The organism is Natronincola peptidivorans (assembly GCF_900111615.1).
In the GTDB taxonomy this organism is placed as follows: Bacteria; Bacillota; Clostridia; order Peptostreptococcales; family Natronincolaceae; genus Natronincola_A; species Natronincola_A peptidivorans.
In genome coordinates, this window is record NZ_FOHU01000005.1 from 17333 (window position 1) to 32692 (window position 15360).

The 15360-nt window shown below is 37.7% G+C and carries 14 protein-coding genes and 1 pseudogene; 5 read left to right on the forward strand and 10 right to left on the reverse strand.

The genetic code is table 11. The features are described from left to right. Position 1: 1 nt before the first annotated feature. From BMX10_RS07310 to wrbA, 3 genes are all read right to left on the reverse strand, one after another. Entirely contained in the window at positions 2-1204 is a 1203-nt protein-coding gene (locus BMX10_RS07310) for an efflux RND transporter periplasmic adaptor subunit (protein ID WP_090441679.1), read from the reverse strand. Between the two features lie 310 nt (positions 1205-1514). Then, positions 1515-2102, reverse strand: a complete 588-nt coding sequence (locus BMX10_RS07315) for a TetR/AcrR family transcriptional regulator (protein WP_090441682.1) — start codon at positions 2100-2102, stop codon at positions 1515-1517. Between the two features lie 413 nt (positions 2103-2515). Next, positions 2516-3139, reverse strand: coding sequence for an NAD(P)H:quinone oxidoreductase (wrbA, locus tag BMX10_RS07320; protein WP_090441684.1), 624 nt, complete (start codon positions 3137-3139; stop codon positions 2516-2518). 279 nt (positions 3140-3418) lie between these two features. Here wrbA and BMX10_RS07325 point away from each other — a divergent pair, with 279 nt between their 5' ends. Then, on the forward strand, positions 3419-3778 hold the full coding sequence (locus BMX10_RS07325; RefSeq protein ID WP_090441687.1) for an efflux RND transporter periplasmic adaptor subunit: 360 nt from the start codon (positions 3419-3421) through the stop codon (positions 3776-3778). Between the two features lie 67 nt (positions 3779-3845). Here the strand turns inward: BMX10_RS07325 and BMX10_RS07330 are convergent, their stop codons facing one another. Then, a complete protein-coding gene (locus tag BMX10_RS07330; RefSeq protein ID WP_090441690.1) occupies positions 3846-4946 on the reverse strand; it encodes an NAD/NADP-dependent octopine/nopaline dehydrogenase family protein in 1101 nt (366 codons plus the stop codon). A 942-nt stretch (positions 4947-5888) separates the two neighbouring features. Here BMX10_RS07330 and BMX10_RS07335 point away from each other — a divergent pair. Then, positions 5889-7319, forward strand: coding sequence for an APC family permease (locus tag BMX10_RS07335; protein WP_330387840.1), 1431 nt, complete (start codon positions 5889-5891; stop codon positions 7317-7319). Positions 7320-7555: 236 nt separating this feature from the next. Here the strand turns inward: BMX10_RS07335 and BMX10_RS07340 are convergent, their stop codons facing one another. After that, entirely contained in the window at positions 7556-8140 is a 585-nt protein-coding gene (locus BMX10_RS07340; RefSeq protein WP_170834730.1) for an ImmA/IrrE family metallo-endopeptidase, read from the reverse strand. A 31-nt stretch (positions 8141-8171) separates the two neighbouring features. Further along, positions 8172-8513 (reverse strand): helix-turn-helix domain-containing protein, encoded by a 342-nt coding sequence (locus BMX10_RS07345; protein ID WP_090441696.1) that lies wholly within the window; start codon positions 8511-8513, stop codon positions 8172-8174. Positions 8514-8741: 228 nt separating this feature from the next. On the opposite strand from BMX10_RS07345, the gene BMX10_RS07350 reads away from it, so the two are divergent. Together BMX10_RS07350 and BMX10_RS07355 are read left to right on the forward strand one after the other, a co-directional pair. Then, positions 8742-9020, forward strand: coding sequence for a helix-turn-helix transcriptional regulator (locus BMX10_RS07350; RefSeq protein WP_090441699.1), 279 nt, complete (start codon positions 8742-8744; stop codon positions 9018-9020). 7 nt (positions 9021-9027) lie between these two features. Further along, positions 9028-9294, forward strand: coding sequence for a sigma-70 RNA polymerase sigma factor region 4 domain-containing protein (locus BMX10_RS07355; RefSeq protein ID WP_090441703.1), 267 nt, complete (start codon positions 9028-9030; stop codon positions 9292-9294). A gap of 307 nt (positions 9295-9601) precedes the next feature. On the opposite strand, the gene BMX10_RS07360 is transcribed toward BMX10_RS07355, so the two are convergent. The 4 genes from BMX10_RS07360 to BMX10_RS07375 are packed head-to-tail and all read right to left on the reverse strand — an operon-like array spanning position 9602 to position 14209. Then, entirely contained in the window at positions 9602-11059 is a 1458-nt protein-coding gene (locus BMX10_RS07360) for a 4Fe-4S dicluster domain-containing protein (protein ID WP_090441706.1), read from the reverse strand. Positions 11060-11073: 14 nt separating this feature from the next. Then, positions 11074-12243 carry a SpoIIE family protein phosphatase gene (locus BMX10_RS07365; protein ID WP_090441709.1) on the reverse strand — a complete coding sequence of 390 codons (1170 nt, stop codon included), beginning with the start codon at positions 12241-12243 and terminating at the stop codon, positions 11074-11076. Next, complete coding sequence (locus BMX10_RS07370) at positions 12243-13961, reverse strand: [Fe-Fe] hydrogenase large subunit C-terminal domain-containing protein (protein WP_090441712.1); 1719 nt, start codon at positions 13959-13961, stop codon at positions 12243-12245. The genes BMX10_RS07365 and BMX10_RS07370 overlap by 1 nt, the downstream gene beginning before the upstream one ends. Further along, the gene (locus tag BMX10_RS07375) at positions 13958-14209 is read right to left on the reverse strand and encodes a (2Fe-2S) ferredoxin domain-containing protein (protein WP_090441715.1); all 252 of its coding nucleotides are present in this window, start codon (positions 14207-14209) and stop codon (positions 13958-13960) included. The genes BMX10_RS07370 and BMX10_RS07375 overlap by 4 nt, the downstream gene beginning before the upstream one ends. A gap of 672 nt (positions 14210-14881) precedes the next feature. On the opposite strand from BMX10_RS07375, the pseudogene BMX10_RS18280 reads away from it, so the two are divergent. After that, a pseudogene (locus BMX10_RS18280) lies at positions 14882-15360 on the forward strand (hypothetical protein); the annotation flags it as partial.

Below are 15360 nucleotides of genomic sequence, written 5' to 3' on the forward strand. Positions count from 1 at the left end.
CCTATTCTACAATATGAACTTTCGATCCATCATTTAAATTCTGCATTCCGTTAATAGCCAGTAATTCTCCCGCCTCTATTCCTTTAACCAGCATTTTATCATTATAGTTATACAATAATTCTATGGTTCTCTTAAAGGCTCTATTTTCTTTTATGATGTACACGTAGTCTTCTCCATGTGAAAAAACACTTGTCATAGGAATCCATATTCCTTTTTCCATACCAACAGCTACCTCTGCCTTAGCAATGGTGCCTAATCTAAACTGTTTTTCAGACACCTCTATTTCTGCTGGATATGTTCTGGTAGCTAAATCTGGTGCTTCAGCTATATAGGTAATACTGCCTTTAGCCTTTTGTCCATCCACATCCACCATCACATCCATACCTGTATGGATTCTTTTTAGATCCTGTTGAGGAATGCCAATATGAACTACCTGCTTTCCACTCCTTATCACTGCTACTGGCATACCTGCTTCCACAATCTCATTTTCCTTGAATAGAAGATCTACAACAATTCCTTCCTGATTTGCATACAGGACTGTATCCTCTAATGCCTTCCTGTACAAATCATAATTTGCCTTTGCAGTTTGATATTGGGCTTTAATCGTACGCTTATCTTCGTCACCAGACCCTCTTTCCATTTCCCTTAAATATTCCTTAGCTTTTTTTAGTCCATACTTGGCGTCATCATAGGCTAGTTTTGTATCATCCAGGTCTATTTTAGAAATGCCCCCTGCTTCATATAAGACCTTCATATTTTCATATAGCCTTTCCCAATATTTAAAAACTCCCTCCGACTGTTTGACGTCTATTCGCATCCGCTCTAGCTCTTCTTGGGATACACCCTTTTCAGCTTTATGATATTGAGCCTCTGCCGCCAGCATTTCCCCTTCAGCCATTCTCAAGCTATATTGAAAATCTGTCTGCTCAAGCTCTGCAAGCTTATCCCCTGGCTCCACTTTGTCTCCTTTTTTTATGTAAGCTTTATGGAGCTTTCCCCCTGTTATAAAGCTGTAGGAAGTGATTTCTTTTGAGTCTACTGTCCCTATATACATTATTGTTGTAGGCATTTCACTTTCTTCCGTTTTCGCAACCCTCACAGCAGCCATTCTTTCCTCATTAAGTCCCTGATGATCTTCTGTAGAGCACCCAATCAAGAAAATCATCATCAGTGTCATAAGCAATGCTTTAAAAAATTGTTTCATTACAAGCTCTCTCCCTTACTTTTTAATGCAGGTGTTGAAAAAGCCCTAGATTCTCGTCATTCTAAATGTAACGAAGTGAAATGAAGAATCTTCAAACCCTTAGATTCTTCGCCAAGGCTCAGAATGACAATCTTGCTTTCTTACTGGGTTTTGGAGTTTTTCAACAGTCTTTTTAATACAAAATAGTAGCAATTTAATAAATAAATATTTATTCATTAATTTTCAAAAAAAATCTTGCCTTATTTCTTGTCATTATCATTTTCTGGTCCTTACCTAGCTGTATAAATGACATAAACTTATAGCATGCTTTCTATTTTAATGCATTGACACAAAGTCTGATAATCCCCTCAGCATGCTCCTTTTGAAAATAGGCTTCATACTGGGGATCTTGGGCCTTCCATATCACATAGCTAAATGGAATCACCATGATGACAAGAATCATCTCTTCTCTAGTGGTCTGTGGATTAATTTCCCCAGTTTTTTTCCCTAAATGAAGAAGCTTATCTAAGCTTTCATGAAAAAAGCTTATTTCATCATCCTCCATTATTTTTTCCATATTTTTATCTATCAGGATAGTAGCAATCATCTGGGAATAAATTGAATCTTCTATGGTTAATTCAAAAACCATATTCACAAAATTACTAACAAATTCATAGAAATTGCTGCTAAAGGTGAAAATCCTCCCAACCTCTTCCTGAAACTTTAAAAAACTCGTCTCAAAGGTATCTTCAAGCAGTTCTTCTTTACTGTTATAATGTCGGTACAAATATCCCCCTGATACCTTTGCTTTTTTTGCAATAGCATCAATAGATAAAGCACTATAGCCATGATCTACAATAATTTCCATTACCGCTCTTTTAACATTTTCTATCTTTTGGGGATCTGTAATTCTTGCCATAGTATTCCTTCTTTCTATTCATTGGTTTGGTTATAAATCAGTAAATACTTATTTTTATAATTAATGAATGTTTATTTATTTATTATTATAATATATTTCTCAATCTATTATGTCAATTAATTTTTTCAAATTTTCTAAATCCTACAATATAATCTAAATCATCCCTATCACAAAACCCCTTCCCTCACATTGGTAAGGAAGAGGTTCGGCGGTTTATAGAAAACGAAGTCATACTAAAACACAATAGCTCCCCACTAAGTTTGGCTCTTAGTGAGGAGCTATTGTGTTATTGAGAATGGGGACTAGGGATGTGGAAAATGTTCTATTGAACAGATAACAGCTAAATCAAGGTGCATCTAAATCACTGGTAAACAAAATTTGTTTGCAGCTATACTCTATAATAATTCATTGGTTTAATCACTGCTATTGTTTACTAGCTTTGAAGCTATGGTGGCTACATGCTTTCCTAGGAACCTTGCTCCATCTAATTCGTTTTCGCTAGGCATTCTTTCTCCCTGTGCTCCTGCAATGGTGGATGCACCATAGGGTGAGCCTCCGCTTATTTCGCTAATGGTAGTCTGTCCCTGGAATGAATAAGGTAATCCCACAATCACCATTCCATGATGCAATAGGGTTACGTGGGTGCTGAGTATTGTTGATTCTTGCCCACCATGCTGGGTAGCTGTACTGGTAAATACGCTCCCCACCTTTCCTATCAGGGCTCCATTGGCCCATAGGCCTCCAGTAGAATCCAAGAACTGTCTCATCTGCCCGCACATATTGCCAAATCTAGTAGGGGTTCCGAAAATAATAGCATCAGCTGCCTGAAGGTCTTCTAGAGTACATATAGGAATATCGCTAAAGGATTTTTGGATTTCTAGTGCCCCCATCTTTTCTAAAACTTCATCTGATAAGGTTTCAGGTACTCTGCGAAGTATTACTTCTGCACCTTCAACTCCCTTTACGCCCTCCATAACAGCCTCAGCCATCGTCTTAATATGTCCATATAATGAATAATACACTATTAATACTTTCATAATAATTTTCACCTCTCTTAGTTTTCCTTTTTACTTATATACCTTTAATTGCCGCCAACAAACATATTCTTTAAAAATTTTATCAATAATTCTACATGAGAAACATCTATAGTTTTTAGTAAAGATTTTACATCGTAGGGGTTGGTCTCTGTGGCAATCTCGGCAGGCTTGGAAACCTGCCACTACAAAACATGCAATTTGAAAAGTACTTTTCCCTTTAGTGATATCATGTCCTATAACTGGGTATATACTAATCAGTCTATAAGGAGGTGTTGATCAATGAAAAAATCTGGCAAATGGCCTTTAATCTTCTCAATTTCCTTAGGAACTTCTATTTTTCTATTTCTCTTTATCCTAAGGGCTGCAAAACCAATAGAAGTATCCTCTATCAACCCTAAAGAGATGGACTACTACGAAAAGGTTGTGGCCACAGGAAGGGTTGTACCTACTAATATGCTGGAGATCCGCAGCCAGGTAGCAGGTACAATCCTTGAATCTCCTTTAAATCAAGGTGATGTCATCAACAAAGATGCGTTGCTTTTAATTATAGATTCTCAGGATATTTCACTACAAATCAAAGAAAAACAACTAGTAGAAACCTATAATAAAAGAAAAACTCTCTTTGATCATAGTTTATAAAGCACAAGACAATTTACCACCTAAAATCGGTTTGATAAATTGTCTTTCATTGTTTTTGATGTGTTAATTATTGATAACCATTATATAAAAACTCTTTTACCTCTTCAATACTCATGTCTTCTAACCCTAAATCCTCCACTGTATAACCTGTCTCCCAATAGTTCTCGTCTACTAAAGCTGACGCCAGTGTTATGACAGAATCCATAACAGGAGTATCTATTCCTAAAGCTTTTCCTAGACTAGATAACGCAACTAAGGAGCATGGGGTATCCTCTGTTAGATATCTATCATTTAGATCCTTGGGACCTTTTAATGGGCTAAAGGCTTCACTATCTCTATAACACTCATAAAGGGTTTCTCGTTTTGGGGCATATCCCATTGAAAATAATCTATCTTTGACGTTTATTGGATTGTATCCAAACTTTTTACATATATCTATTCTTTCATTATCTATTTTCTCATTAACACGGGCAACTGATGGGGTGATACCTTCTCTATAATGGTAATGTTCTCCATTAGAATACTGAATTTTACCAGCATTTAGTACTACTGGAGCTGGATGAGATACTGGGTTTCCGTTATTCAACGAACTCTCTAAAACATCACTTACTAGCTCTATAGCAGGATACAATTCCTTTGCCATACCATACATTTCTTGATTGTACTTAGATGGGAAAGCAGCAAAGTATAGTTTTTTACACTCCAAAAATATTTTAACACTGGTTGGCCCTGTTTTACGTGCAGCATAGGGTAACGTATGCATTTCTGCTATTTTAACCCCTTCTAGTTTCCCTTTTTCCTTTAATACTTTAGCCATAATTAATGCTCCACCGGTACTGCCAGGGGCTAAAACAATTCTATCTCCTTTTTTGATATGAGGAGCGATATTTTCAGCAAATGTCTTCAATCCGTATGCTGGAAGTACAGGCATAATTAAATCCACTCCATCTATGGCCTCTTCTAGGTTGGTAGTAACTTTATGGATGCTGGCTTCCCCTGTTCTGCCAACGCCAGTTAAATTAATGGTTTTTGTTTGTAGTAGCTCACTTATTCTTTCTTTGTACTTTTCATTTGCATGTAAAGTGATCTCATGTCCTGCCAATGTTAGGTCAGCTGCTGCTGCAAAGGCACCATTTCCTACACCAATAATAGCAATTTTTTTAATCATAACTTGTCCTCCTTTATAGAATTTCTTATGCCTTTTATCATTTGAATGAACTGTTTTTCGCCTATATTAGTCCACCAGTTTCTAAAAGAATTGTTTTTAGTTTAACATATAATTTTGAAGCATTCAACCAGCTATGGAAAGAACCCTTTCAATTGCTCAATACCTCCACCAGCTTCCTTGAGAAGATTCTAGACATTCTATCTCTATGTTTGCGTATTAAGTGCTTAAATAAATCCAAGCATTCTTTGTCGTTTCTTGCAATGTTATGGAAATAACAAAAAAATAAATTTTCTTCAAAAGCAGTATTTATCTTGATCATAAGGTATTACATGTCCCTAAATATTAGCCCCTTCCTTTGCGTTTTTTTGTAATATAGTGTATAATTGTATACAATATTCGTATTAAGCTTTATCTACGCAAGCCTATCTAATAGATATGTTCTTCTTTTTACATATCGTCTAAGAACCTATATTATTTATTCCAAAATCAATTTCAAATAGCTAAGAAAAGCATGGCAGATGGCGATATAAGCGTACATAAGACATTGGAATAAATTGAATTTTCCTTTTAGCGTATATAGCGCTAATATTTAGAAGTTTCGCGTAATTTCAATGAATTTCAGTTGATATCATTTTCATACCACTAATAGAAGGAAACTGAGTTCAGAGGGAGTTTTACTCTTACTGAATTGCAGCTTAAGTTGCTATATGTAGTGCTTAGTCTCCTGCTTAAATAAGTAGATGATCTAAATCTTTGATTTGGTGTTTTTTTCTTGTGCAACGTAAAGGTAGACAATGTAAGGTTTGATGGATCACGTTCCTGTTGGTTACTTATTTTCTTCATCTAGAAGAAGGGATAGGCTAAAAGCAATACAACAAAGGATCATATTTTGCACTGTAAAGTGCAGGATTATAAAAATAAAACTTTAAAGGGGGAATTTTCTTGAGTAGCGACAGTAGTAGTAATTTTGACAGAGTATTATCAAAAAAGGATATTACCGCATTAGCCTTTGGAGCAATGATAGGTTGGGCTTGGGTAGTCCTTACAGGTGAATGGATTAGGATGGCAGGTGTCATGGGTGCCATGCTGGGATTTGTCCTAGGAGGTATAATGGTGTTGTTTGTTGGACTTACCTATGCAGAGCTTACATCTGCTATGCCTAAATGTGGAGGAGAGCATGTTTTCAGCCATAGGGCATTAGGAGAGAAGGCTTCCTTCGTTTGTACCTGGGCGATTATTTTAGGATATGTTTCTGTTGTTGCATTTGAGGCAGTTGCATTTCCTACGGTGATCGAGTATTTATTTCCATCCTATCTACATGGTTATATGTATACCATAGCTTCACATGATGTATATTTGACATGGGTTTTAGTAGGTTCTATAAGCTCTATTGTAATCACTATAGTGAACTATTTTGGTGTTAAACCCGCTGCTTTCTTTCAGGGAGTAGTTACAATTTTAATTTTATGTATAGGTATAGCTTTATTTGGAGGAGCGCTATTTAGTGACACCGTTGCAAACACACAACCGCTTTTTGTAAATGGTAGAAGTGGAGTATTTGCAGTAATGATAATGACGCCATTCCTATATGTAGGATTTGATGTTATACCCCAAGCAGCTGAAGAAATAAATGTTCCATTTAAGACTATTGGCAAAATTATCATTTTGTCCTTGGTAATGGCAATCGCTTGGTATTTAATGATGATCTATAGTACCTCTGTGGGTCTATCAGCAAGTCAGCTTGAAACCTCAAGCCTTGCCACAGCCGATGCCATGCAGGCTATTTTCAATAGCTCCTTAGCATCTAAAATCCTACTCATAGGTGGTATAGGAGGCATCCTTACTAGCTGGAACTCATTCTTTGTTGGAGGAAGCAGAGCTATCTATGCTATGGCAGAGTCCAATATGTTACCTAGTTTTTTAGCTAAGCTGCATCCAAAATACAAAACCCCTGTAAATGCTATTGTACTTATAGGTGTAATCTCAACCTTTGCACCTCTTTTGGGAAGAAGTATGCTGGTATGGCTTACTAATGCAGGGGCACTTGGTATCGTCATCTCTTATCTAATAGTTTCTATTTCTTTTCTTGTTCTTAGAAAAAATGAGCCTGATATGCCTAGACCTTATAAGGTAAAACATGGTGTTGCTGTAGGTTCTATAGCAGTAATTCTATGCTTGGTAATGCTTTCTCTTTACATTCCAGGAGGAGCCGCTTCCCTTATATGGCCTGAATGGGCAATGGTTATAGGTTGGGTTTTATTGGGGCTAGCCCTTTATGCTGTAGCTAAATTAAGCAGTGCAGGAGATGAAGTGAAAAAAGAAAGATCATCAAGAAATCCAGCAAGCAAATCTAGTGCTATCACAAGTGATTAGTACTTATTGATTAACATCTTAATTTATTATAAAACTCAGCTGCAATGCAGAGGGAATTTTTACTTAAGAAAATGCGATTTCTAGACAATGTCTGGGAGTCGTGTTTTTTTGTTTTCTCATTTTACTCACGTTTTACTCACCTTCTCCTTTTTCAAAGCCCTTTATCAGCACATGAACATATGTTCGGTATAAGGGTCCAAATAAAAACTGCCTCAGTCTGCAGCCATTTCTTCCCTTCAGGATTTTTTACAATAGAAAAGCTTTTTTCTCTTTTTTTTGTAATCCTTTATGTATTCCTTTGATTTCTTATAGTCCTGATAATTCAATGTATGTAATCTTAAGATCATGGCTGTCCAGGAGACACCAAAAAAATTTTTTAGTGTTCCGATATATTGAGGATTAAAATACTTGGGCCTCCCTTTAAAGAAAAAATAATCCTCAAAGCCATATTGTGGCATCAGGTATTCACTGACGAAATAATCTGCCTCTTGGTCTAGGTAGTACAAGCATCGATCCGATAGCTGCTTATAATCAAAATCATCATAATGCCCCAAAACAATATGGGCTAATTCATGGGCATAGGTCCATAGATCCCGGCCTTGTATGATGCTGGTATTGACATATATTCTATACCTGCCGGAAGCCTCCATTACCCCAAAGCCCTCCTCCTCCTCATCTCTAAACTTTATTAGGGTGGAAAGCTCCATGAGATGCTGTTCCACAGGGATAGGAACACATGGATTTCCCTTTGACTTCAAAAAATCTCTAGCGATTTCAATGGACCTTTGCCTTCTAGGTACTTTTAAAAGTATTTTTTTCATGATTTCCCCCTTTGATACCCTTTCTCTATTCTTAATCCTCATCTAAAATAGAGGCTTCAATGATTCTTGCAATTCTCTTTTTATCTGACTCGGTTAATTTCTTTTTGTTCCTTCTAAGAATACTGACGATTTCTGGATAATCCGCTAATATTTCTTCATGCTGCTCCTGCATTGGTATCTCAGTTAAACCCAAAAGATAATCAGTGGTGACGTTAAAATAATCAGCTATTTTTTTTAATGTCTCATAATCAGGCTTTCTAGCATTTGACTCGTACATAGACATAGTAGAATTTCCCACACCCAGCACCTTTGCCATTTCCAGTTGGGATAGGCCCTGTTCTTCCCTCAATTTTTTTATACGCTCCCCTAGCACCTTCTCACCGCCTTTTTCTTATTCAGCATCAATAACTAAAGTTTTTCCTTGAAAAAATGATTACCTTCCAAAATAACCCTTTTACTATTTGTAATCATTCTACACCTTTTTTTACTTTTTGTAAACAAGAACTTCACAAAATAATAAAAAAACCTATTTACTTTTCCATATCGTGAATATATACTAGAGATAACTAATTCACATTTAGTTAATCAAAGGAGGAAAAAGATGAATCAAAAAACCTTACAGCATTACCGAAGGAATAAGGACTATACCCAGGAGTATATGGCTAGAAAACTAGGAGTATCCATATCTTCCTACAATCTTTATGAAAATGGCGGTAGAAGAATCCCCCATGAAGCCGCCATGAAAATAATAAAGCTATTAGAAATCCAAGATTGGCAGGATATTTTTTTGCCTCATAGTTTCACGTTGCGCGAATTTTCTGAGGGCAGCAATTCTCCACACTGCCATAATGAAAGATTTTTTCTCCAGACAGAGGAGTGATACAGTAATGGATGATTTGAGATACAACTACTATGCCCTATATGAAGCTATATTATCTCCTGAGGAAGCCCTGACGGACATGATTCTGCATAAATATGGTCTACTCTCCCTCAGCCCCAAGGAATTAAAGGGGCTAGAGACGATGGAGATGCAGCGCCTCTATCGGAAAGGCTTCACCTATATGGAGATTGCTAAATACTTTAACATGACGGACAGTGGTGTCTACAGAAGAGTAAAAAGATTGAAGGGAGGGAAAAGGAATAGTGCTTTGTAATTATGAAAATTGTATTTATAGCAAGAAGGACAGGTGTAAAAAGTCTGTCCTCCTCATCAATGCCATAGGTGAATGCTATTAGATTACAACTACTGATTTCTTGGTAGGTTCATCAGCACTCCATTGTTTTTATTATTTACAAATACAGTTCCTGTACCTTTCACAGCGATATCGCTCATATACTTCACCTGCTTTTTCAAAGTTACAGTCATCATCATTTGTTGAAACTTCATTTTTCAAAGAGAGTTGATGTTTTTTTATTCAAACGGTATTTTCAATGGTTAACTATTCCTCAATCCTAGTCTTACTAGTCCCTAGTTAGGTTAAGGCTGTCAAGGTCAAAGACCCTTAATGAGTCCTTTACCTCCTTTTCTATAGCCAACTGACCGTACTTATCTACCTCATTTCGATCCTTTGGTCCATGGTGCAGGGATGCAGCCCCTCCAATACATCCTCCAAAGCAGGCCATGCCTTCAACAAAATTTCCCTTTAATCTGTCAGCCTTTATTAGCTTTAATACTTTGTCACATTCAGCCAATCCATCACAGCTTATGGGTTTACATTCAATATCCAGCTTTTCTGCCTCCACTACATGTTCTACAGCCTTTGCAAGGCCGCCGGTCCTAGCGAATATCCTTCCGTAATAAGAGGCATTGTCTAATAGAGCATCCTCACAGTCTTCTAGCCTGATATCCATGGCATCAATCATGGCACAAAGTTCTTCAAAGGTAATGACATAATCTACGCTTCCTACTGCATGACTTTCCTTTGCCTCCGCCTTTTTTGCTGTGCAGGGACCAATAAACACTACCTTGGCATTTTCATCCATAGATTTTATCAGCCTTGCCACCGCCACCATGGGAGATACAGAGTCAGATACTTTATCTATAAGGGATGGATAATGCTTTTGAATATAAGCTACAAAGGCAGGACAGCAGGAGCTTGTCATAACCTTGCTTGATTTCAGCCTATGGGCTAGCTCCAGTGTCTCATTGTAGGCAATCATATCGGCTCCTAGGGCAGCTTCAACCACATCATGGAAGCCCAAAAGCTTAATGCCTTTTACAACCTGACCGATCCTTACATAGGTAAACTGACTGGATATAGCAGGTGCGATTACAGCATAGACTCTAAGTTCATCCTTAGCTTTGGCCTTCTTTAAAAGCTCTATGACATCTACAATATAGGATTTATCCATAATTGCTCCGAAGGGGCACTGGTATACGCAGCTTCCACACTGCACGCATTTTTCATTGTCAATTACTGCTATCTTTTCTTCATCAATATATAGGGCTGATACATGACAGGCTTTTTTGCATGGTCGCATAACATCAGATATTGCATTAAATGGGCATACACTTTTGCATTTTCCGCATTCTATACATTTCTCTGGATTTATGTAAGCCCTTTTTCCCACTTGGTAAATAGCCTTCACTGGGCATGACTCAATGCACCTATGAGCTAAGCATCCTCTACAGGCCTCAGTAATGGTAAAACGATTAATGGGACACTCATCACAAGCTGCATTTATCACTTCTATCTCATTTTTGTTATCCTTATCTCCACCCATGGCTAGTTTGACCCTCTCTACAGTAATGGCCCTTTCCTTGTGAATGCAGCATCTAATTCTAGGCCTTGGCCCTGGATCGATTTTTTTCGGTATTTTATGGAAATTTTTTTCTAAGGTGCCTTCTAAGGTATATCTTGCAACTTCTTTAAGGACTTCGTATTTTATTAGTTGAACATCAGTTTCAAATCGCCTCATCATTGTGCCCCCAATTAAATATATGTTTTCATTACGTTCTTGCCCAAGTACTCCATATGTGTAGCCAGCTCATCAACCACCTTTAATTTTATGCTTAAATCAATAGGAAGATCGGGGTTTTGATGGGCTGGATTCACTGCCCTGCCTATCAATAAATTTAGATTGGTGCAGTCTTCGATAAGGAGTCTAGCAAGCCTTGAGGCTCCATCCTTACCTTTAAGACTTTGTACATCATCCTTTAAGGGAGCACCTATATAATTTCTTATAATCTCTACAGCCTTACTTAGGGTCAAAACTCCCTCAGTTACTAAATCTATTCCCCTAATATTCGCTGTTGGAGGTATGCTTTTATCTATATAATCCAGACTAACTAAAATCTCCCTGTTTGTTTCTCTTGCTACTATGTTGGCAGCGGTACCCCCACAGACCACTTTTTTGCCCCTGCCTCTCATCAGCTCCTTTACTACCCATTCATCGTCTTCTCTGTTGAGGGGAGGGCCTGTAAAAAGATTTACTACTTCTGGTTTTCTAAATTTTATGCTTACAACGGTAGTGTCGTCCCCTGGCTCCCCTAAATATAAGTTTTCACAAACTTCTACTAAACTCTTGGATATATTTTTTGCACACTTTTCTCTTAAGGATAAACCCTTTAAATAATCTAATATATTATCCCACTGCCAGCCTAAGTTTAAAATTCCTCCTACTCCGGCATGAACCACTCCGTCGCTGACTACTGTAAGAACGTCTCCCTCTTGCATAAGGAAGTTTCCTTCTTTAACTACCCTTCCATTAATTGTACTGTGTTTTTTTTCCACTTCAATGCTTTTCCCTCCACGGATTAAAAACATTGGAGGATTATCATACTCAGCTATATAGGCCCTTCCATCCTGATGTACTTGAATTATTGTAAATGTACAATATGCAAGCTTTCTTATATTGCATACTGGCAGGGTGTTTACTACTGTGTCTATTGTTTCATATATACTGGCTCCGTTTTCCAGCATAGTAGCTGCAATTTTTGATGTCAGGGTTGCAAGGATATTAGCCTTTACTCCGCTTCCCAAACCATCTGCCATTACTAAAATTACACTATCTTTTGTATATTTTAACTCTACCTTATCTCCACATAGCTCTTCTCCATGTTTGTTTAATTTGTCAAAGGCAACATCGATGAAATATTCCATTATTCGTTACCTGCCTCTTCTAAAGCTATTTTCTTTAACCTTGACAAAATTACCTTAGTCTCTGCCGTGGTCTCCCCCAGCAGGCTTGCGATTTCTTGGGAAACTCTCATTTGCTTCTCTATGACTCTTTGAGCAGAATTTATTGTACTTTCTTTCACTCTAGTCAGCTCCTTCTTATGCTTTTCTTCTTCAGTCATATCGTTCATAATTACAAGAATTAGATTCTCATTTTCAATGTATATAATATTATGGATAAGAACTATACCATACTGAGGATAACTGATTTTCTTACCTATTATACTCCTCTTGGTAGACTTCACATTATAAAAACTGCTGTCATTTAGTATAGTACTAATGGCTTTATTCTTTATATCAATGGAGCTAATTCTAAATATCCTTTCCGCAGTTGCATTGAACTCCTTCACCCTCATATCTTCATCCAAAAGTAAAATAGCATTAGGAGAATTATCAAGTATTACATTTGCAACGTTTTCGGCCTTGTTCCTCATAAAAGGAAGACACATATCCGTCTCTGCCATGCCTTCATGGACTGCCTGAGCCTTTTCTATGCATGTATTATATCCACAGCTGCCGCAGTTAAGCTGGTCTTCTTGGTTATACTTTCCCATTTTCTTCATTATGGCAGCTATTTCTTCTTCACTGGCTTGCGATTTTTCTATGGCCTTATGAGAAAAATGTTTAGAAAAGCTTATGTTATCAATGGGCATATCATTATTGCTATGTCCTACCACTTCTGAACTTACATAGTCTCTCACCCTTTTTTTACTTTTGAAATAGTTTCTTGTAGCCTTTGGCATAGCCGGGCCTCCGATACAACTGCCCTTACATACACTGATCTCTACTAAAGCTCCCTCAATACTTCCTTCCTTTAAGGAATTTAGAAGATCTATACATTCATGAATACCGTCTACTGCTATAGATTCATAATTTAAAGTATCATTTTTCAATACACTTTTTAGTATGCCTCCTCCTAAGGGAAAACCTCTTCCCCTGGCATGGGATATCCTTTCCCAGGGCTGCTCCTCAAGGAGGTTAGGGTCTATGGCTTCAGAATCCATCCATTTTTGTAGCTCATCAAAGGTTAATACTCCATCGATTACTCCCTGGTGCTGAGAATCCATAGATTCTATCTTCTTTGATATACAAGGCCCTATAAAGACCACATAACTGTCCATTCCGTATATTCTCTTTAGTATTTTTCCATGGGCAATCATTGGAGAAACCAAGGGGATCATATATTGTGTAAGCATGGGATAATACTGCTCAATTAAAAAATTTGCAGAAGGACAGCTTGTTGTTATAATGTTTTTGTGTTGAGACTCTTCTATATAGGTTTTATAAAGATCAGCAATAACCATAGCCCCCACTGCTGTTTCCTCAATAATTTCAAAGCCAAGTTTTTTTAAAGCTGATATCATTTTACTGTTATCACCTATTTCGAAGGCCCCTGGGAAGGATGGAGCTAAGCTTGCGATCACTTTTTTGCCTGCCTTAATAGCTGCCTTAATATCATCCAAATCACACTTAACTTCTCTAGCATCCTGGGGGCATACAAAAAAGCACTGTCCGCAGGCAATGCATCTCTCCTTCACAATTTCAGCCTGCTCATCTCGCATCTTTATAGCTTTGACTGCACAGTAGTGTAAGCATTTATAGCAATTTTTACAATTAGCTCTTGAGAAGTCAAAAAAACTCAATTTGATAACCTCCCAATGATGCTTTCTTCAAAAAACTCATCTACATCTTTGTCACTTACTGCTACTACTCCATCATCATTAATCCTTACTGAAACTGCTTGGGTGCATTGTCCAAGGCAGAAGGCTGCCTTCAATGTGACTTGATCCTCTAGGTCTCTGTCTTTTATAAGCTGTTGAAGTCTTTCTAAAACATTGTAGGCTCCTTTTAGATGGCATGCACTGCCGATACAAACATTAATTACTACCATAGATACACTCCTTTCAATGTGTAAAACATATTAAATTGAAGTTATTTTTTTCTTAGATCTGTTAAAACTGAATGTTTATATTTTATTGCAAATATCTATTGCATTGTATCCGCCTAATACAGTATGCATTTTATACAGCAACCAATTAAAATTTTTATAATAATTGTGTAGAACCATTATCTATATTGGCAGATTAGGCCATGTTCACATGAGTATTAAGCTATTGCCTTAAACTAAACTCTTTACAGTTCCTCTTTGTAACGTTACTTACTTCCTCTGATAGGGAGCCTTTATTACCCTCGTATACTTTGTTAATTTTTTAACTTTCGCAATTATATTATATCATATTACCATCTAAAAACAAGTTGCTGCAACATATTCCTAATTTTCTAAATATTGGACATTAATTGCAAATTTTAGTATTAGATAGAGCAACCTTCCGTCTGTTACACCCAAAAAAAATTAATATTTTGTCAAGTTTAGTAACCTATTATACCTCTTCTGCATAATTTATTATCGAGAAAAGGGGAGACATGTTTTTTGAAACTAACAAAAGTCTCTCTTCAAGATTAAACAAAAACTACGGATTGAAGGTAAGATGGGCCCATGCAAACGGATGATAAAAACTAGTCACTGTATATCAATTATTTGTAAAGGGGGCAGAATAAATATATGAGCGATCAATTTCGTCGTTATATTGCTGAAAAGTCAAATGTTTCAACACATTGCTATCCCAAATGTAAACCATGGCCTCCATGTCCTCCATGTCCTCCAGGGCCTCCAGGACCTACTGGACCTACCGGACCTCAAGGGCCTGCCGGACTTGATGGTGCTACCGGGCCTCAAGGGCCACAAGGACCTCAGGGACCTCAGGGTATTCCTGGTGCTACTGGACCCCAAGGACCCGTTGGGCCTGCTGGACCTCAAGGGCCTGTTGGGCCTCAAGGGCCTCAGGGCATCCCTGGTGCTACTGGACCCCAAGGATCCGTTGGACCTGTTGGGCCTCAAGGGCCTATTGGACCTCAGGGACCTATTGGTGCACAAGGACCTATAGGACCTCAAGGACCTATTGGTGCTACAGGGCCTCAGGGACCTGCCGGACCTGTTGGTGCTACCGGACCTCAAGGACCTGCTGGACCTGTTGGTGCTAC